Origin of the sequence: Phenylobacterium sp. (assembly GCF_046463815.1) — a bacterium.
Lineage (GTDB): Bacteria > Pseudomonadota > Alphaproteobacteria > Caulobacterales > Caulobacteraceae > Phenylobacterium.
Genome location: NZ_JBKBRO010000015.1, coordinates 37,130 through 54,473, shown reverse-complemented (window position 1 = coordinate 54,473; position 17,344 = coordinate 37,130). Strand labels below are relative to the sequence as shown.

General features: G+C 70.7%; 17 protein-coding genes. 4 read left to right on the top strand and 13 right to left on the bottom strand.

Annotation, left to right across the window (positions count from 1 at the left end; genetic code table 11):
- Positions 1 to 3: 3 nt before the first annotated feature.
- Positions 4 to 1,554, bottom strand: coding sequence for a tetratricopeptide repeat protein (locus tag ACK4TT_RS11520; protein WP_409636858.1), 1,551 nt, complete (start codon positions 1,552 to 1,554; stop codon positions 4 to 6).
- Between the two features lie 101 nt (positions 1,555 to 1,655).
- On the opposite strand from ACK4TT_RS11520, the gene ACK4TT_RS11515 reads away from it, so the two are divergent.
- Positions 1,656 to 2,834: a glycosyltransferase family 61 protein gene (locus ACK4TT_RS11515; RefSeq protein WP_409636861.1), complete on the top strand. Its 1,179-nt coding sequence runs from the start codon at positions 1,656 to 1,658 to the stop codon at positions 2,832 to 2,834.
- Here ACK4TT_RS11515 and ACK4TT_RS11510 read toward each other — a convergent pair.
- From ACK4TT_RS11510 to ACK4TT_RS11480, 7 genes are all read right to left on the bottom strand, one after another.
- A complete protein-coding gene (locus ACK4TT_RS11510; RefSeq protein ID WP_409636864.1) occupies positions 2,824 to 4,374 on the bottom strand; it encodes a DegT/DnrJ/EryC1/StrS family aminotransferase in 1,551 nt (516 codons plus the stop codon). The genes ACK4TT_RS11515 and ACK4TT_RS11510 overlap by 11 nt on opposite strands.
- Positions 4,375 to 4,458: 84 nt before the next feature.
- The gene (gene pseG / locus ACK4TT_RS11505) at positions 4,459 to 5,505 is read right to left on the bottom strand and encodes a UDP-2,4-diacetamido-2,4,6-trideoxy-beta-L-altropyranose hydrolase (protein ID WP_410213016.1); all 1,047 of its coding nucleotides are present in this window, start codon (positions 5,503 to 5,505) and stop codon (positions 4,459 to 4,461) included.
- A complete protein-coding gene (locus tag ACK4TT_RS11500; RefSeq protein WP_410213015.1) occupies positions 5,502 to 6,506 on the bottom strand; it encodes a mitochondrial fission ELM1 family protein in 1,005 nt (334 codons plus the stop codon). Before ACK4TT_RS11500 ends, pseG begins: the two co-directional genes overlap by 4 nt.
- 10 nt (positions 6,507 to 6,516) lie before the next feature.
- Positions 6,517 to 6,990, bottom strand: coding sequence for a transcription elongation factor GreA (greA, locus tag ACK4TT_RS11495; protein ID WP_409636874.1), 474 nt, complete (start codon positions 6,988 to 6,990; stop codon positions 6,517 to 6,519).
- A gap of 95 nt (positions 6,991 to 7,085) precedes the next feature.
- Positions 7,086 to 8,441, bottom strand: coding sequence for a sensor histidine kinase (locus ACK4TT_RS11490; RefSeq protein ID WP_410213014.1), 1,356 nt, complete (start codon positions 8,439 to 8,441; stop codon positions 7,086 to 7,088).
- A gap of 5 nt (positions 8,442 to 8,446) precedes the next feature.
- The gene (locus ACK4TT_RS11485; protein WP_409636880.1) at positions 8,447 to 9,130 is read right to left on the bottom strand and encodes a response regulator transcription factor; all 684 of its coding nucleotides are present in this window, start codon (positions 9,128 to 9,130) and stop codon (positions 8,447 to 8,449) included.
- 103 nt (positions 9,131 to 9,233) lie between these two features.
- Positions 9,234 to 9,425: a PsiF family protein gene (locus tag ACK4TT_RS11480; RefSeq protein ID WP_410213013.1), complete on the bottom strand. Its 192-nt coding sequence runs from the start codon at positions 9,423 to 9,425 to the stop codon at positions 9,234 to 9,236.
- Positions 9,426 to 9,587: 162 nt separating this feature from the next.
- Here ACK4TT_RS11480 and ACK4TT_RS11475 point away from each other — a divergent pair, with 162 nt between their 5' ends.
- Entirely contained in the window at positions 9,588 to 10,217 is a 630-nt protein-coding gene (locus tag ACK4TT_RS11475) for a glutathione S-transferase family protein (RefSeq protein ID WP_409636886.1), read from the top strand.
- A gap of 120 nt (positions 10,218 to 10,337) precedes the next feature.
- Here ACK4TT_RS11475 and ACK4TT_RS11470 read toward each other — a convergent pair whose 3' ends face one another.
- From ACK4TT_RS11470 to ACK4TT_RS11450, 5 genes are all read right to left on the bottom strand, one after another.
- Complete coding sequence (locus ACK4TT_RS11470; protein ID WP_409636889.1) at positions 10,338 to 10,838, bottom strand: AAA family ATPase; 501 nt, start codon at positions 10,836 to 10,838, stop codon at positions 10,338 to 10,340.
- 11 nt (positions 10,839 to 10,849) lie between these two features.
- Complete coding sequence (locus ACK4TT_RS11465; RefSeq protein ID WP_409636893.1) at positions 10,850 to 11,623, bottom strand: glucose 1-dehydrogenase; 774 nt, start codon at positions 11,621 to 11,623, stop codon at positions 10,850 to 10,852.
- 194 nt (positions 11,624 to 11,817) lie between these two features.
- Positions 11,818 to 11,991, bottom strand: coding sequence for a hypothetical protein (locus ACK4TT_RS11460; protein WP_409636896.1), 174 nt, complete (start codon positions 11,989 to 11,991; stop codon positions 11,818 to 11,820).
- Between the two features lie 222 nt (positions 11,992 to 12,213).
- Positions 12,214 to 15,504, bottom strand: coding sequence for a carbamoyl-phosphate synthase large subunit (gene carB, locus ACK4TT_RS11455; protein WP_410213012.1), 3,291 nt, complete (start codon positions 15,502 to 15,504; stop codon positions 12,214 to 12,216).
- Between the two features lie 121 nt (positions 15,505 to 15,625).
- The gene (locus ACK4TT_RS11450; RefSeq protein WP_410213011.1) at positions 15,626 to 16,435 is read right to left on the bottom strand and encodes a DUF5694 domain-containing protein; all 810 of its coding nucleotides are present in this window, start codon (positions 16,433 to 16,435) and stop codon (positions 15,626 to 15,628) included.
- A gap of 200 nt (positions 16,436 to 16,635) precedes the next feature.
- Between ACK4TT_RS11450 and ACK4TT_RS11445 the strand changes: the two genes are divergently transcribed.
- Both ACK4TT_RS11445 and ACK4TT_RS11440 read left to right on the top strand, forming a co-directional pair.
- On the top strand, positions 16,636 to 16,860 hold the full coding sequence (locus ACK4TT_RS11445; protein WP_409636904.1) for a hypothetical protein: 225 nt from the start codon (positions 16,636 to 16,638) through the stop codon (positions 16,858 to 16,860).
- Positions 16,861 to 16,904: 44 nt separating this feature from the next.
- Complete coding sequence (locus ACK4TT_RS11440; protein WP_409636906.1) at positions 16,905 to 17,321, top strand: cupin domain-containing protein; 417 nt, start codon at positions 16,905 to 16,907, stop codon at positions 17,319 to 17,321.
- The last annotated feature ends 23 nt before the right edge of the window (positions 17,322 to 17,344 follow it).

Genomic DNA, 17,344 nt, shown 5'->3' with positions numbered 1-17,344 from the left:
GGGTTAGACCTGTTCGTGGCCTGCCGCCAGCGTCCCCATGGCGGCCTCCAGGCGGGCCAGCGCGGTCGACCAGTCGGGGCCAGGGGCGGCCTGGAAGAGCTCGGCGCGCGGAAACCAGGGATAGGCGCCGGACCCGAGCGTCTGCCAGGCGCCATGCGGACAAAGGATCCAGACCCGGGCGCCGCAGGCTCCCGCCAGATGGGTCGCGGCCGCCGGCGGTCCGACTGTCACGTCCAGGGCCTGCACGAGGGCGGCGAGGTCTTCGAAGTCCGAATGGTCGAAGCCAGGCGGCTCATGGATCTGGACGCCCAGCGCTTCGCTGAGCCCGGCCGTTTCGTCGGGGGTGTCGGAAGGCTGCAATGAGACGATATGGATCGGCGCCGCGCAGAGGGCCGCGCCCAGGGCTTGCTCGGGCGGCATCTCCCAAGCGCGGGGGCCGTCCAGCCAGCCCTGCAGGCCGACCTTCGGGCCGTTCCCGAGACCGTCCAGCCAGGCCCGCCACTGCTCCACCTTCCGGGGTTCTGCCGAGAGATAGGCGTGAGGGACCGGCAGCGCCTGCTCGCGCCGCCAACGTGCGGCGACCAGGGAACGCAGAGTGGTCCAGGCCGACACCAGGGCGTCGCCGTGGCGATGCGGCGTCTGGAGGTCGGCGCCCTGCCGATGTTCCGACCCTCGGCGGCCCCGCAGCAGGTTGACGACCGGGAATGCGGAAAAGGCGCGCGCCGCGAGGCCATGCCATCTCTCGTCGACCGCCAAGATGAGCCGCCGAGTGGCGATGTCGGAGAGCACGTGGGCCAAGAGCAATTCGTCGGCGACGTCTTCCTCGCCAAGCACCAGCAGCCTGTCGTTGAAGGGGCCGCCGTCCCAGTGCGGCGCTGCGACCCTCACTCTCACGCCAGCGGCGGGGCCGGGCGCCGACCAGGCCACAAACGCCGGCCAGCCCTCGTCCAGGCGGCCCGCCGCCAACAGATGACGGGCATGACTGGCGGTCGTCTCGGATGCAGACGCCCCATCGGCCGCCGCGACGGCCTCCCGGCCCAGGCCCAGTACCTGCTCCAGGTCGCCGCCGCTGCGCAACAGGGCTTCGGCCAGCCGATGCCGGGCCGTGGCCGCATTGGGGTCGAGGCGCAACGCCTCCTCGATGAACACGATCGCCTCGGCGTGGCGGCCCTGATCGAAGAGCAGGTCGCCCAGGGCGCACCAGAGCAAGGGTTGGCCGGGATCCGCTTCGATCGCCGCCTTCAGAGTGGCGTGAGCGCGGTCGAAATGCTGCTGCGCGCTCTGCGCTTGGGCGAGGCAGATGACAGCGGCCGGATCAGCAGACGGCTCATGAGTATGGCTCGTCAGGAGCGTCTCGGCCACCTGGGGGTGCCCCAGTTCGAGGGCAAGCCGCCCCATCCGGGCCGAGAGGGCCAAGGGGGAGGTCGCGATCTTGCGCGCCCGGCTGCACGCGGCATAGGCGCCGGCGATATCGCCCGCCGCCTCCAGCTTGTCCGCCACGTCCAGGAGTGCGGCTTCTTCCTCACCGCCGGGGACGGCTGCGGCCTCGGTCATTGGCATGGAACGCCTTTGAGCTCGCGCAGAATCGCAGATTCCTCTTGATCAAATGATCCGCCAAAGGCTTGGCGAAGTCATCACAGCGATCGACCGAGCCGATGTCCGCCCCGCTTATCCTGCCCTACACGACGGAGACGGCCTATGCCCAACGGGCCAAGCTGCGTCAGCGGACCCTCTTTCCCGCCGCACGGGTCGAATGCGGCGCGACGATGATGTTCCCGGCCTCGCCCGACAGCTTCTATGAGGTCGGACCGAGGTCCTACGAGTTCCCGGCCGTCACGCTCACCGAGATGCACGATGTCGTGGTCCGAGGCGGCTCGAACATCCTGACGACGCCGGACGCCATCGTCAGGCACGATCTGATCGTGCTGGACCGGGATGTGACGCCCGAGGAGTTCTACGGCTGGCTTCGGACGACGCCTGATCGCAAGTTCGCGGCCTGGCGATCGTATGACCCCCTGGAGGTCGACTACCTGCCCGAGGCGGCGGTGTTCACCGATCGGGTGGCCGTCAACTACGCGCACTGGATGACCGAGACGCTGCCTCGGATCGCCGCCTTCGCGAAACTGCCCGGCGCGGCCGGGATTCCGCTGGTGGTGGACGACAATCTGCATCCGAACCTGCTGAGGTCGATCGCCCTGGCGGCGCCGGAATCGCCGGTGCGGCGCCTCGGATTGCGCCAGGCGCTGCGGATCGGGCGTCTGCACAACGTGTCCCCGACGGGCTATGGTGCGTTCAAGTTCAGGGAGGGCGCGGCTGAGAGGAGCCATGGCGCCTTCAACCAGGCCGCCCTGACGGACATGGTCGCGAGGCTGCGCCAAGCCGTGGGCGCGGTCGTCCCGGAACGCGGCGCCCGCCCCAAATTGTTCATCCGGCGCCAGACCCGTGCGCGGCGGATGGTCACCGAGCCGCAGCTCGCGGAACTCCTGACGCAGTTTGGGTTCGAGATGGTGCACCCGGAGCGGCTGACCTTCGACGAGCAGATCCGCACCTTCTCTCGCGCCGGCCTCGTCGTCTGCTCTACGGGGGCCGCGGCGACCAATCTGCTGTTCTGCCCGTCGGGTTGCCCCGTGGTGATGCTGATCCCTCGCCTGCGCCACGTAGGCTACTGGTACTGGCGTTCGATGGCGCCGCACGTGGCCCTGGTGCACGCCAACGGCCCTCAGCTCGAATCCCATGAGGATCCCTTCCATCCCGCGGCGAACGACTACGACTATCGCGTCGAACTGAAGGACGTGCTGGACGCTTTGGCGGCCGCCGAGGCGCTCAGGGGGTGAAGAATGCGCGGAGCTGATCGATCACGTAGTCGATCTCGGCCTCCGTGTGGGTGTGGTCCAGCGGCAGGCTGAGCACCGAGGCGGCGAAAGCCTCCGAGACCGGGAAGTCTCCAGCCCGCCATCGTCCGGCGTAGCAGGGCTGCAGGTGGATGGGCGTCGGGTAGTGGATGTTCACGCCCACGCCGCGCTCCGCCAGATGAGCCTGCAGTTCGGCGCGTCGCCCGGGGATCCGGACGGGGAACACGTGCCAGATCGGTTCGGCCCAGTCGCGCACGGCCGGCAATTCCAGGCCCGGCAGGCCGGAAAGGGCGGACAGATAGCGCCGGGCGTACGTGCGCCGGCGCTCGTTCCAGTCGTCGAGGCGATCCAGCTTGTGGTCGAGGATGGCGGCCTGCAGGGGGTCCAGGCGCGAATTGCGGCCCACGAGCTCATGCTCATACTTCACCCGGGAGCCGTAGTTGCCGAGCATCCGAACGGTCTCGGCGAGAGTGGGATCGTTGGTCGTAAGCCCCCCGGCGTCGCCCAGGGCCCCGAGGTTCTTGGTCGGATAGAAGCTGAACGCGGCGGCGTCCCCCAGCGCCCCCGTGCGGCGGCCCTTGTAGCGGGCGCCGTGCGACTGGCAGGCGTCCTCCAGGATGCGGATGTCGCGCCCGGCCAGGGCCGCCTTCAGCCCGTCCATGTCGACCGGCAGGCCATAGAGGTGGACCGGGATGACCGCCCGGGTGCGCGCGGTGACCGCCGCGGCGACCTTGGTCACGTCGAGCAGGCCCGTGTCCGCCTCCACGTCGACGAGGACCGGCGTGGCGCCGACCTCGTCCACCGCCAGGGCGGTGGCGATGAAGGTGTGGGCGGGCATGATCACCTCGTCCCCCGGCCCGATGTTCCAGGCGCGCAGCGCGAGCACGAGGGCGTCCAGACCGTTGCCGGCGCCGACCATGTGGCCGACTCCGCAGTAGTCGGCGAAGCGGGTCTCGAAGCGGGCGAGCTCGGGTCCGCCGATGAAGTAGCCGGAGCGCAGCACGCGGCGCATCACCAGTTCCAGCTCGGGGGCCATCTCGCGGGCGCCGCGGGCGAGGTCGAGGTACGGGACGGACGTGATGCGCTCGCCCTCGGCCTCCCAGGCCACGAAGTCCCCGAAGCTGCGGATGTAGTCGGCCTCGTCGTATTCGTCGGAGGCCAGCACCACGACCACGGAATCCTCCGAGAAGTGGGAGAGGTCGCGCCAGCAGCCGGGCTCGACGACGGCGGCGAGGTCGGGACGGTCGAGCGTCACAATCTCGGTGTGGCCGTTCTTCGTGATCGAGAGCTGGAAGCTGCCGCGCAGGCACAGGAAACACTGGCGCAGGGCCTTGTGGCCATGACTGCCCCGGCTCGAACCCTCGGGCACGTCTCGGATGTAGTAGGCCCGATGAACCGGGAAGCCGATATGCTTGGAGACCTCGGCGACGCCGAGGATGCCGTTCGCCATGGGGATCGTCTGAAGCGGCACGAGCCGCACGCCGCTCCCGCCGGTCCGATCCGACTTCAGGGCCTCGCTCATCCCAGTAACCCCCCGCGGCGCGGCGCGAGCCACGACGCATCTTTCCATAGGTGTGCCTGCATCCGCACCGATCGCCAACCGCTGTCAGACGGCGGCCCGGGCGGCGATCAGTCTCAGGAAGGTCTCCGCCGTGCGGCCCGCCCCCAGGCCGTCGCAGACCTCGGCGCTGGCGGCCGCGAGCGTCCGGCGCAGGTCGGCGTCGCGCAGCAGGCGCATCACCGCCCGGTCGAAGGCCGCGTCGAAGTCCGCCGCCTGGGCCTCGATGACGATGGCCGCGCCGCGCTCAGCCAGGGCCCGGGCCGCCGCCCGCTGGTTGTCGGCCAGCACCACCATGATCGAGGGAAGGCCGAGCGTGCACCGCTCCCAGGTCGACGAGCCGGCGGCGCCGACGCCGATGTCCGCCTCGGCGGTGAGCCTCGCCATGTGAGGCGTGTCCACGTGCAGCATCAGCCGTGGATCGCGCCGGGCGATCTTGGCGAGACCCGGCAGGCTGGGGGCGGCCGCGCCCAGCACGATGTCGAGGCCGCAGTCGCCTATCCGTGGGCGAAGGCGCTCGACGACGCGGCCGGTGATCCCGCCCACGTCCGTCAGGCCCATGGAGACGAGCAGGCGCTGGACCGGCTCGCCGCGCCAGGCGAGCGCCGGCTCGCGCAGGGCGGCGAACTCCGGACGCACGGGCGCGAAGGCGGGCCCCAGCAGCAGGCGCGCGCCCTCGGGAACCAGACCCTCGTAATCGGAGGCCTTCCGCTCCGGTCCGGAATCCACCACCACGTCGGCGGCCAGCGGCCGGTCGGCGAGGTCGTCGATCACCAGAACGGGCCGGCCCTGGGCCATGGCCCGGTGGTCGCGCTCGGAGAGGCCATAGTGGTCGAAGACGATGGCGTCGAACTGCTCGCGCCCCACGGCGGCGGCGAGATCCCGGGGCTCGGCCGAGGCGGCCGGCAGGCGGGCCGCTCCGGCCGCGAATGCGTCCAGCACCTCGTCGGCGGCGGGCGGGCCCAGGAAGGCGAAGCTTGCGCCCTGGGCCTCCAGCGCCCGGGCCAGGGTCAGCGAGCGCATGACGTGGCCGCCGCCGACCCGGGGGCCGGCGTCCACGACGAACAGGATACGGGGGCCGCTCGGAAGACTCATCGGTCGTGAAGAAAGGCCATGCGGCCTCCAATGCAAAGGGCGTCGTGGCGGCGCAGCAGCTCGGCGGCGGCGCGGTCGGTCTCGGCGAGCGGCGGATAGGTCCAGGTCTCGATCCGGCCGTCGAACGGCCGGGTGATCCCGCGGTCCCGCAGGGCGGCGTGGAAGCGGGCGAACTTCGCGCTGCCCCCCTCCATGGAAAGGGTCAGCACCGGCTTGCCCGTGGCCGCGGCGTCGGTGGCGAGGTTGGTGGAGTCCTCGGTCACCAGGATGGCGTCGGCGGCGGCCAGGAAGGCGAAGTAGGGATTGGGCGGCCGGTCGTCCCAGATGATCCCGGGAAGATGGCGCAGGGCCGCCGTCATGATCGCGCGGGCCGCCGTGGGCGTGCGGCGCGTGAACGAGAGCAGCAGCGAGCCTCCCGAGGCCTCGATGGCCGCGGCGATCTCGCGGGCCATGACCGCGGCGCGGGCCGGGGGCAGGTCGAAGGCCTTGGACTTGCCGCCGATGATCGCGGCGACCCGCGGATGGGGGAGGGGCTCAAGGCGGTCGGCGACGGCGGCGAGCTCGTCGGCGAGCTTCTGCGGCGTCAGGCGATTGGGCGCGCCCAGGATCGGGAAGACGTTGGAGCCGGTGAGGCCGTCATGCTCGGGCGGGACGACGAGATCGAAGGCGGTCAGCGGAACGCGCGGATCCTGGGTCTGGACGACAAAGGTCTCGCCCCCGCTCCAGCGACGGACGCGCGTCGAGAGCGGCAGGGTGGCGCGGCCGGCGGCGATCCAGATGTCGGGCCAGGGGGGGGCGAGGTCCCCCTTCAGCGCGGCAGGGGGGATCAGCCGCCAGGGCAGGCGGCCCAGGCCCCACCGCCAGCCGATGCGCTTGACCACCACCTCGGCGGGCCGCAGGCGCGCGACCGCCTCGGCCAGGCCCAGGGCCTGGGCCTCAATGCCGGCCCGGCCGTCCGAGACGGCCCAGATTGTCAGGGGAGGCGGGCTCGCCTTCGCCATCGGGAGTGGGTCAGACCCACTCCACCTTGGTGATCTCGTAGGCCTTCACCCCGCCGGGGGTGTTCACCTCGACCACGTCGCCGGATTCCTTGCCGATGATGGCCCGGGCGATGGGCGAGGTGATGGAGACGCGGCCGGCCTTCACGTCGGCCTCGTGCTCGCCGACGATCTGGTAGCGGGCCTCCTCCTCGGTGTCCTCGTCGATGAGCGACACCGTGGCGCCGAACTTCACCTGGGTGCCCGAGAGCTTGGAGACGTCGATCACCTGGGCGCGGGCCATCTTGTCCTCGATCTCGGCGATCTGGCCTTCGATCCAGCCCTGGCGCTCCTTGGCGGCGTGGTACTCGGCGTTCTCCGAGAGGTCGCCGTGCGAACGCGCCTCGGCGATGGCGGCGATAACGGCGGGCCGCTCCACCGTCTTCAAACGCTTCAGCTCTTCGTCGAGGGCCTTGTAGCCCTCGGCGGTCATCGGGACTTTTTCCATCGTGACTCGAAGTTCGCCCTAGTGAATGTCCTCAGCGCCGGGCCGCGGGCGCAGGCGTCCGGGGGCGAAAAGGTTAGGATTGTGCGACGCAAAATTCAAGTGCGGGGCCGAACGGCGATCTCCAGCGCGGCCAGCAGGCCCGGCTCGTTGTCGGCCAGGATCAGTTCGCCCCCGTGCAGCTTGGCGCAAGCCGCGGCCAAGGCCAAGCCCAGCCCGGAGCCCGGTCCGCTGCGGGCGGCCTCGAGACGGACGAACCGTTCGCGGACGCGGCCGAGGTGCTCGGCCGGAACGCCCGGGCCATCGTCGGCGACGGCGATTCGGGCCCGTCTGCCGTCGGCCTCCCGTACGATCAGATGGACCATCGCCCCGGGGCCGGCGTGGGTCGCCGCATTGTGGAGGAGGTTGCCCACCGCCTGACGCAGCAGGGCGGGATGGCCCCAGGCCACGATCGGCTCGGCGGGGACTTCGCACAGGAGGCGCTGCCCGGCGTCCTCGCACGCCGGGCCGAACAGCTCCGTCATCTCGAGGGCCAGGGCTCCGAGGTCGAGGCGCTGCATCATTTCGCGCGAAAGCCCCGACTCGGCGCGGGCGATGTCGAGGAGGGCGTTCAGGGTGGCAAGCACGCTGTCGGCGGCCGTGTTGGCCTCGTCGAGCGCCGCCAGACGCACGGGCTCGGGGGCGGCGGAGTCCCCGGCCCGAACGAGCGCGCCCTTCATGCGGGTCAGCGGCGAGCGGAGGTCGTGGGCGATGGAATCGGTGACGGTTCGCATGCCGGTCATCAACTCCTCGATCCGGGCGAGCATGCGGTTCAGGTCCGCGGCGAGGTCGTCGAACACGTCCCGGCGACCGCCCACCGGCGCCCGGGCCGAGAGGTCGCCGTCGGCGATGCGCGCCGCCGTGTCGGCGATGGCGCGCGTGCGGCGGAGCAGCATCGCGTTGAGCCCGAACCCGCCCACCGCCGCCCCCAGGCCGGTGATCAGCACGGCCAGGGCGGATTCCTGGAAGACGGCCCGGCGCAGCGCGTCGCGCGCGCCCAGGTCCTCGGCCACCACGAGGGTGAGGCCGCCGCCGAGGGGCTGGGCCAGGACGCGCCAGAGGCGGCGGGGGCGGGTGTCCGGCTCCACAACCGTGCGCCAGCCCTCGTCGGGCGCGTCCAGCGAGCTTATGACGTCGGAGCCGGCGATCATCCGCCCCTGGGCGTCCTCCAGGGCGTAGCGGAAGCCGTCCTGGGCGCTGATGCGGGCCCGGCGATTTAGGGCCGTGGCCAGGGCGCGGGCGCCTTCCTCGCGGGCGAAGGCCATGAAGTAGTCGCGGGCGGCCGCGGCGGTGGCGGCCTGCTGGCGCGCGATCGCGGCCTCGCCCGCGCGATCCACCAGGACAAGGCCGATCACCAGGGCCGCGAGGGCCGCGGCCGAGGCCAGTCCGGGCCAGATCCACGCGTTGATGCGCATGGGGCTCAGGGCGTCTCGGACAGGCGATAGCCGGAGCCCCGCACGGTGTGGAGCAGGGGGCGCTCGAACCCCTCGTCGATCTTCTTGCGCAGGCGGCTGATGTGGGTGTCGATCAGGCTGGTGTGGGGATCGAAGCGGTAGTCCCACAGCTCCTCGAGCATCATCGTCCGGGTCACCACGCGATCCTTGTTGCGCAGCAGGTGCTCAAGCAGCTTCAGCTCGCGGGGCAGCAGGGCCAGCGGCCGGCCCGCGCGGCTGACGCGGCGGGTCAGCAGGTCCATCTCCAGGTCCCCGCAGGCGAGCCGCGTGACCTCCTCCCGAACGGCGGGCCGACGCAGCAGGGCGTCGAGCCGGGCCGACAGTTCGGAAAAGGCGAAGGGCTTGGCCAGATAGTCGTCGCCGCCGGCGCGGAGGCCCTTCACCCGCTCGTCGAGCTGGCCCAGGGCCGAAAGGAACAGGAGCGGCGTGCGCACGCCCGCCGCCCGCAGCGCCTTCAGCACCGACAGCCCGTCCATGCCCGGCAGCATGCGATCGACGATCAGCGCGTCGAAATCCGCCGCCGAGGCCAGATAGAGGGCGTCGCGGCCATCGGCGACGTGCTCCACCGTGTGGCCTTCCTGGCGCAGTCCGGCGAGCAGGGTCTCGGCCGTGTTCGGATCGTCCTCGACGATCAGGATCCGCGCGCCCATGGCGAGGTCTCCGCGCAAGCTGCGCCGGTGTGCTGCGCCTGCAAATCGGCGGAAAAGCGGCGGGCGGGCCCCCTGGGGGGCAGGGCGCGCCCGCCGCCGCCCCTCAGGCCTTCAGGCAGGCGGCCATGAACGCCTTGCGGGTCTGGGTGTGCTGCTTCTGCGCCTTCCACTGCTGGGCGCACGCGGCGGCCTTGGCCTTGTCGGGGGCCGCGGGCTTGGCCTGGGTTCCCGCCATGGCCGCCGTACCGGCGGCCAGCGAGGCGAGGAGGACGGAGGAGACGATGAGCTTGCGCATCTGGAGGTTTCCCTGTGGCGCCGCCGGTGCGGCGGCGGGGGCATAAGACCGCGCCCGGCTGTCGCGGCCCTGACCCAAATCTCGCAAGTTTGTAAGGTCGCCCGCCCTGGCGCGCCGCCGCCGCCGGGCCTAGGCTGAGGCCCCATCCACCCGGAGCGTCCGATGGCCTCGCCACGCGGGATCACCCTCTATCACTCGCCGGCCAGCCGGGCCTTCACCGCCTACTGGATGCTGGAGGAGGTCGGAGTCCCGTTCGACGTGAAGACCGTCGACATCCGCAAGGGCGAGCAGAAGGCGCCCGAGTACCTCAAGCTCAATCCCGCCGGGAAGGTCCCGACGCTGCGGGACGGCGAGGTGGTGGTCAGCGAGAATCCGGCCATCGCGATCTACCTGGCCGACCGCTACAGCTACGGCCGGCTGGCGCCGAAGATCGAGGACCCGGAACGCGGCGAGTACCTGAAGTGGATGGTCTATGCGACCGCCGTGGTCGATCCGGTGGCCTTCCTGCACAGCAAGGAGATCGACGTCTCGGGCTTCTCGGCGGGCTTCGGCACGTTCGACGACATGGTGGAGGTGCTGTCCGCCCTCCTGATGGAGCGGAAGCACCTGCTGGGGGACCGCTTCACCGCCGCCGACGTCGTGCTGGGCGCCACGGTTTCGGTGCTGCTCCATCGCCAGGTCCTGCCCGAGGTGGCGGCGCTCGTGGACTACAACGGCCGCCTGACCGCCAGGCCGGCCTACCAGCGCGCGGCGGACGCCACCTGGCCGTCCAGCCTCATGCACCCGGCGTGAGGCGGGCCTAGGGCGCGTTAGGCGAAAGTGTAAGCGGTTTCGCCGCTTGAACGCGCTCTACACCGTTGAATCTAGAGCACGATTCAGCGTTCAGGCGATCCCGCCTGAACCCATCGTGCTCTAGGCGCTCTCGCTGACGACCGCGCCTTCCAGTTCGGCGGCGTCGGGCGCCTCGAAGATCCCCTCGACGAACTCGAACATGTCGGACGTGACCTCGATGGCGAAGTTCTCGCCGCGCACCACGTTGCGCTCGGCCACGCGGGCGCGACGCACCTCGGCCGGCGCGGTCACGTAGTGGAACTGCAGCGGCAGGCCCGTGGCCTCGGCCACCTGGCGCACCCGGTCGCGGTCGGCCCTGCGCATCAGGCCCATGTCCAGGATCACCGGCGTGCCGGTCGCCAGCACGCCCGCGGCCACGGACCAGATCTGGGCCTCGCACCGCCCGACACGCTCCATCATCCACTCGAACCCGATCGGCTGGGGCATGTCGGGCGCGAAGAGGCGCGCCATCCATTCGTCGAGAATGAAGGCGACCGCGCCCTCGCGACGGGCGAAGGCGTTGGCGTAGGTGGTCTTGCCGGCGCCCGAGGGGCCGAAGATCGCGTGCAGGGTGGCGGACATGGGGCGCCCGTCTAGCGGACGGAGAGCCCCCCGTCGATGACCAGTTCCGCGCCGGTGACGTAGCGGCTCTCGTCCGAGGCCAGCCACAGCACGCCGTCGGCGATGTCGGCGGGGACGCCCTTCACGCCCAGCGGCACGGCCATCTCGGACATGGCGTCGAGGTCCGGCGGGGCGTTGGTTCCGGCCGGGCCGCCGATCACCGTGTTCCAGATCGGGGTTTCGATGATGCCCGGATGGACCGAGTTGACCCGCACCCCGTCCCGGACGGCGGCGCATTCCAGGGCCACGGCCTTGGTGAAGAGCCGGACGGCCCCCTTGGTGGCGCAATAGCCGGCGAGGTTCGGCGCGCCCTTCAATCCCGCCACCGAGGACATGTTGACGACGCTGCCGCCGCCGCCCGCCCGCATCAGGGGAATGCAGTGCTTCACGCCCAGGAAGACGCCGTCGACGTTGACCGCCGTCTGGCGGCGGAAGTCGGCCAGGCTCATCTCCAGCACGGAGCCCCCCAGGCCGATGCCGGCGTTGTTGACCAGGACGTCGAGCCTGCCGTGGCGAGCCTTCACCTCGGCCACGACGGCGATCCAGGCATCCTCGCTCGTCACGTCATGGTGGAGGTAGCTGGCCCTGGCGCCGATGCCGCGCGCGACCTCCTCGCCCAGGTGATCCTGGACGTCCGTCAGCACGACGGCCGCTCCCTCGGCCGCCAGCCGCTCGGCGCAGGCCCGTCCGATGCCGCTCGCCGCGCCCGTCACCAGGGCCACCTTGCCGTCCACGCGTCCCGCCATGGGCTCCTCCCGTCGTTTCCACGAGGGCTAGCACAGGTTCCGCAGCGTAGGTGAAGGGTGTTCAGTGTCGATCGTGCGAATGCAATCTTTCACCGCCGCCCGTCTCCAGCGGGAAGACGGACGTTCGCAACGATCGTCGGATCGGCGCCGGCGTCCCAGCGGTGGACGCCGGCGCGGGACCTCAGGCCCCCGCGCTACTGCATCCAGCGCGGCGTCGTGTCGCCCGTGGTCATGATCCCGTAGATCAGGCCGATGGCCAGGAGGACGATGGCGACAACCATGACGGCCCCGACCATGCCCTCGAAACGCTCCGCCAGGTGCTTGTTCTTGTGATGGCGGACTCCGTCGTGATGCGGCTCGATATGCATGACGCTTCCTCGCAATCTGTTGTGGAGCTCCACACTCCACGCCAGGCTGCGGCAGGCGCCGCCGGTTCGCCCCGGGTTCCTTTGACGGGCCGCCGGGGCGAGCCCTTGAACGCCTGACTCAACCAGGCGATGCCCCGAGTCTGCCAAGCGGAAGAACAACGGTCAATTAACGTCGGTCGTACGCTCCACGAGCGGAACACGCGCTTGTGAGGCGCGGCTCCGTCAGGCGTAGGACTGGAGCGGGCGCACTTCGAGGGGGGCTTGCGCCGTGGCCGCGATCGCCTGGGCCGCGGCCAGGGCTCCGGCCGCGGTCGTGAAATAGGGGATCTTGCCCATGAGGGCGGTGCGCCGGATCTCGAAACTGTCCAGCAGGGACTGCTTGCCCTCGGTGGTGTTGAAGACCAGCTGGACCTCGCCGTTCTTCATGGCGTCGACGATGTGGGGACGGCCTTCGAGAACCTTCTTCACCAGTTCGACCTTGAGCCCCTGCTCGGCCAGGTAGTCGGCGGTGCCCGAGGTGGCGAGCACGCGGAAACCCTGGGCCAGCATGATCTTCACCGGCTCGACGATCCACGGCTTGTCGGCGTCCTTCACCGAGACGAAGACGCAGCCGGCCTTGGGCAGGACGGTTCCGCCGCCGAGCTGGCTCTTGGCGAAGGCCCGCGCGAAGGCCGGGCCGGCGCCTTCCCCGGGGCGCACCCAGTCGAGGCCCATGACCTCGCCCGTCGAGCGCATTTCCGGGCCCAGCACGGTGTCCACGCCGGCGAAACGGGCGAACGGGAAGACCGCCTCCTTCACCGCGATGTGGTCATAGGGCGTCTCGGCCAGGTCGAACTCGGCGAGCGCCTTGCCGGCCATGACCTTGGCGGCGATGGCCGCGATCGGCCGGCCGATGGTCTTGGCCACGAACGGCACCGTGCGGCTGGCGCGCGGATTGACCTCGAGGACGTAGATGCGCGGGCTCGGGCCCTGCGGCTCCTCGATGGCGAACTGGACGTTCATCAGGCCGCGCACCTTCAGCGCCTTGGCCATGGCCTCGGTCTGGCGCTTCAGCTCGGCGATGGTCTCGGGCTTCAGCGAATAGGGCGGCAGCGAGCAGGCGCTGTCGCCCGAGTGCACGCCGGCCTCCTCGATGTGCTCCATCACCCCGGCGACGAACACCTGGCCGGCTTCGTCGCACAGGGCGTCGACATCCACCTCGGTGGCGCGGCTGAGGTACTGGTCCAGCAGGACCGGGCTGTCGCCCGACACCTGCACGGCGGTGGTGATGTAGCGTTCGAGCTGCTCGTCGTCGCGGACGATCTCCATGGCCCGCCCGCCCAGGACGTAGGACGGCCGGATGACCACGGGGTAGCCCACCTTGTGCGCCGCCTCGAAGGCCTCCTCGCGGGAGCGGGCGATGGCGTTCACCGGCTGGGCGATCTTGAGCTTGTGGAGGAGCTGCTGGAAGCGCTCGCGGTCCTCGGCCAGGTCGATGGCGTCGGGCGAGGTGCCCAGGATCGGCACGCCCGCGTCCTCCAGCGCCTTGGCCAGCTTCAGCGGGGTCTGGCCGCCGAACTGGACGATGACGCCCAGGAGCTCGCCGCGGGTCTGCTCGACCTTGATCAGCTCCAGCACGTCCTCGGCCGTCAGCGGCTCGAAGTAGAGGCGGTCCGACGTGTCGTAATCCGTTGAAACCGTTTCGGGATTACAATTCACCATGATCGACTCCACGCCGATCTCGTCGAGGGCGAAGGCCGCGTGGCAGCAGCAGTAGTCGAACTCGATCCCCTGGCCGATGCGGTTCGGCCCGCCGCCCAGGATGATGGCCTTCCTGCGGTCGGACGGCTCGCTCTCGCAGTCGGGCCGCTGCCCCAGCGCCCCGGTCTCGTAGGTCGAGTACATGTAGGGCGTGTCGGCCCGGAACTCGCCGGCGCAGGTGTCGATGCGCTTGAACACCGGCCGGACGCCCAGGGCGCGGCGCTGCTCGCGCACCTCGTTCTCGGTGGTGTGGGTGAGCTTGGCCAGGCGCGCGTCCGAGAAGCCCAGGGCCTTCAGGCGGCGGAAGGCGGCCGCCTCGGTGGGCAGGCCGTCGCGCACGATGCGGGCCTCCTCGGCGACGATGGTCTCGATCTGGCGCAGGAACCAGGGCTCGTAGGAACAGGCCGCCTGGATCTCGTCGCAGGTCAGGCCGGCGCGGAAGGCCTGGGCAATGACGCGCAGGCGGTCGGGCGTGGGCTTGCCGAGCGCCCGGACCACGGCGGCGTGGCCGGTCTCGGGGTCGTCGCCGCCCTCGATGGCGATCTCGTCGAGACCCGTGAGGCCCGTCTCCAGGCCGCGCAGGGCCTTCTGCAGGCTCTCGGCGAAGGTGCGGCCGATGGCCATGACCTCGCCCACCGACTTCATCTGGGTGGTGAGGTGCGGCTCCGACCCCGGGAACTTCTCGAAGGCGAAGCGCGGGATCTTGGTGACCACGTAGTCGATGCTGGGCTCGAACGAGGCGGGCGTGGCGCCGGTGATGTCGTTCATCAGCTCGTCGAGCGTGTAGCCCACGGCCAGGCGGGCGGCGACCTTGGCGATCGGGAAGCCGGTGGCCTTGGACGCGAGCGCCGACGAGCGGCTGACCCGCGGGTTCATCTCGATGACCACCATCCGGCCGTCGGCGGGGTTCACCGCGAACTGGACGTTGGAGCCGCCCGTCTCGACGCCGATCTCGCGCAGCACCGCGATCGAGGCCGCGCGCATGCGCTGGTATTCCTTGTCGGTCAGGGTCAGGGCCGGGGCGACGGTGATGGAGTCGCCCGTGTGCACGCCCATCGGGTCCACGTTCTCGATGGAGCAGACGATGATGCAGTTGTCCGCCCGGTCGCGGACCACCTCCATCTCGTATTCCTTCCAGCCGAGCACGCTCTCCTCGATGAGCACCTCGGTGGTGGGCGACAGGTCGAGGCCGCGCTCGACGATCTCGCGGAACTCCTCGACGTTGTAGGCGATGCCGCCGCCGGTGCCGGCCAGCGTGAAGGACGGCCGGATGATCGCTGGCAGACCCACCAGCTCAAGGCCCGCCAGGGCCTCGTCCAGGGTGTGGGCGACGTGGGACTTCGGGCTTTCCAGCCCGATGGCGTCCATGGCGTCGCGGAACTTCTGGCGGTCCTCGGCCTTGTCGATGACGTCGGCCTTGGCCCCGATCATCTCGACGCCGTACCTGGCGAGCACGCCGTTGCGCTCGAGCGCCAGGGCGGTGTTGAGCGCCGTCTGGCCGCCCATGGTGGGCAGCAGGGCGTCCGGCTTCTCCTTGGCGATGATCTTCTCGACCATCTCGGGCGTGATCGGCTCGATGTAGGTGGCGTCGGCCACGTCCGGATCGGTCATGATCGTCGCCGGGTTCGAATTGACCAGGACGATCCGGTAGCCCTCGGCGCGCAGGGCCTTGCAGGCCTGGACGCCGGAATAGTCGAACTCGCACGCCTGACCGATGACGATGGGGCCGGCCCCGATGATCAGGATGGATTTGATATCGGTGCGTTTCGGCATCTCGTCTCGCGCGCAAGGGCGGGCCGCGCGGCGATGCGCGCCCGACACCGGTTCGAACTGCAGGTTAAGGCGCCCGTTTAGAGACGGAGTCGAGCGCGCGCAAGAACGTCCGCGGGGAATCTTACTTCGGCAGCCACGCGGACGGTTCCACCAGGCGGAAGCCCGGGGTCTCCGCGACGCACTGGCGCAGCAGGAAGGCGTGGCCCGCGCCATAGAAGACGACGATCCGGTCGCCGGGCCTGGCGGCCTGCAGGATGTTGGCGCAGATCAGGAAGTTGCGGCGGTACCAGGCGGTCAGGAGATCGGCGCCGGGCTGCTCGGTCCCGCCGCCGACCAGCAGGATGCGGCGGTAGAAGTCGTGGCTGCGGGCGATCATCTCGGGCTGGTTGATCCAGGAGAGCAGGGCGGCCGCGCCGTCCCTGGCGAACACCTGCTCCTGGGCCTTCACGAAGCCCTGGGCCTCGGCCATGCCCTGGTCGATGAGGGCCTGCCGGCCGTGGGCGGCGGCGTAGGCGGCCACCGGCTCGAAGGGAAAGTCGCCGTCCACGTCGGCGCCCTGAACGCTCTCCAGCCCCGCCTTGGCGGCCAGGCGGAAGCCGAGCTGGACCACCTCGTTGCGCGAGGCCGGCAGGGTTCCGGCGCGGTAGCGGGCGTAGCGCTCGGCGGTCACGTCGTCCGGCCACTCGACCGCCACCCGGGTGGGCTGGAAGCGGGCGAGCGCATCGACCGCCCTTTCGATCTCGGCCTGGTGGCGGGGCGTGAGCACGTCCTCGTACTTCGCGTTGGCCATGTCCTGGCCGGGATTGGACATGTGGAAAGCCCCCACGATCATCACATCCACCGGTGTCTCCGGTTCGGCCCGGGCGGGCGCGGCGGCGAGGGCGAGGATTGGAGCAAGGAGCGCGCAGAGCGCGGCGGCGATGGTCTTCATGGAAAATCCCCCTGCCGGCGCTTTGGGGGAGAGGGCGCGAGGCGTCCAGTTAAGCTTTGGACAGCTTGCCGGGATGAACGGCGATCCGGGGCCGGTTCCCGAGAAAAACATCTGGTGATTCCCGCAACTAAACGGGGGCTGGCGGACTTTCTCCGGTGAACCGTGCGCCCGGCGCGCCGACCAGACCCGCGGAGGCCGACATGACCCTGATCGAGCGAATCCCGACCCTCAGCGACGACGAGGTCGTCAATCTCCTGACCAACGCGCGCCGTCTGAGGGACCAGGGCGACGAGAAGCAGCAGGCCGCTGCGTCCGAGCTGCTGCCGAGCCTCGAAGAAGAGGCCGAACAACGCCGCGCCGCCCGCCTGGAGCGCACGAAGGCGCGCCGCGCCGCCGCTCGCCGCCCCAAGAGCGCGGCGGCCTAGGCCCGCCGTTTGCCGAGGGCTTCGCCACGGCGCATGGTTCGCCCATGCGCAAAGCCTTCCTGACCATCGCCCCCCTTGCCGCCCTGTTCGCCGCCGCCCCGGCCGCGGCCCAGGCCGTCAACACGCCGGTGGCGACCCTCGACGCCACGCTCACGGGCCAGCCCATCGTGGCGGCGCCGGGACCGCTGCGGGTCACCGTGACCGAGACGCTCATCCCGGCCGGTGGCCGGCTGGCGCCCCACAAGCATCCCTATCCGCGCGTGGTGCAGGTGGTGGCGGGCCATCTGAAGGTCACCAACCTCGACACAGGGGCGGTCAGCGAACCGAAGCCGGGCGAATGGCTGGTGGACGCCGTGGACCAGTGGCACGAGGCGGTGGCGCTGGGCGCCGCGCCCGTCCGGCTGCTCGTCATCGACCAGGCGCCGCCCGGCGCGGCGGTGACCATTCCCAAGCCGGACTGAGCGGAGCCTTGCGCGGATCGGCG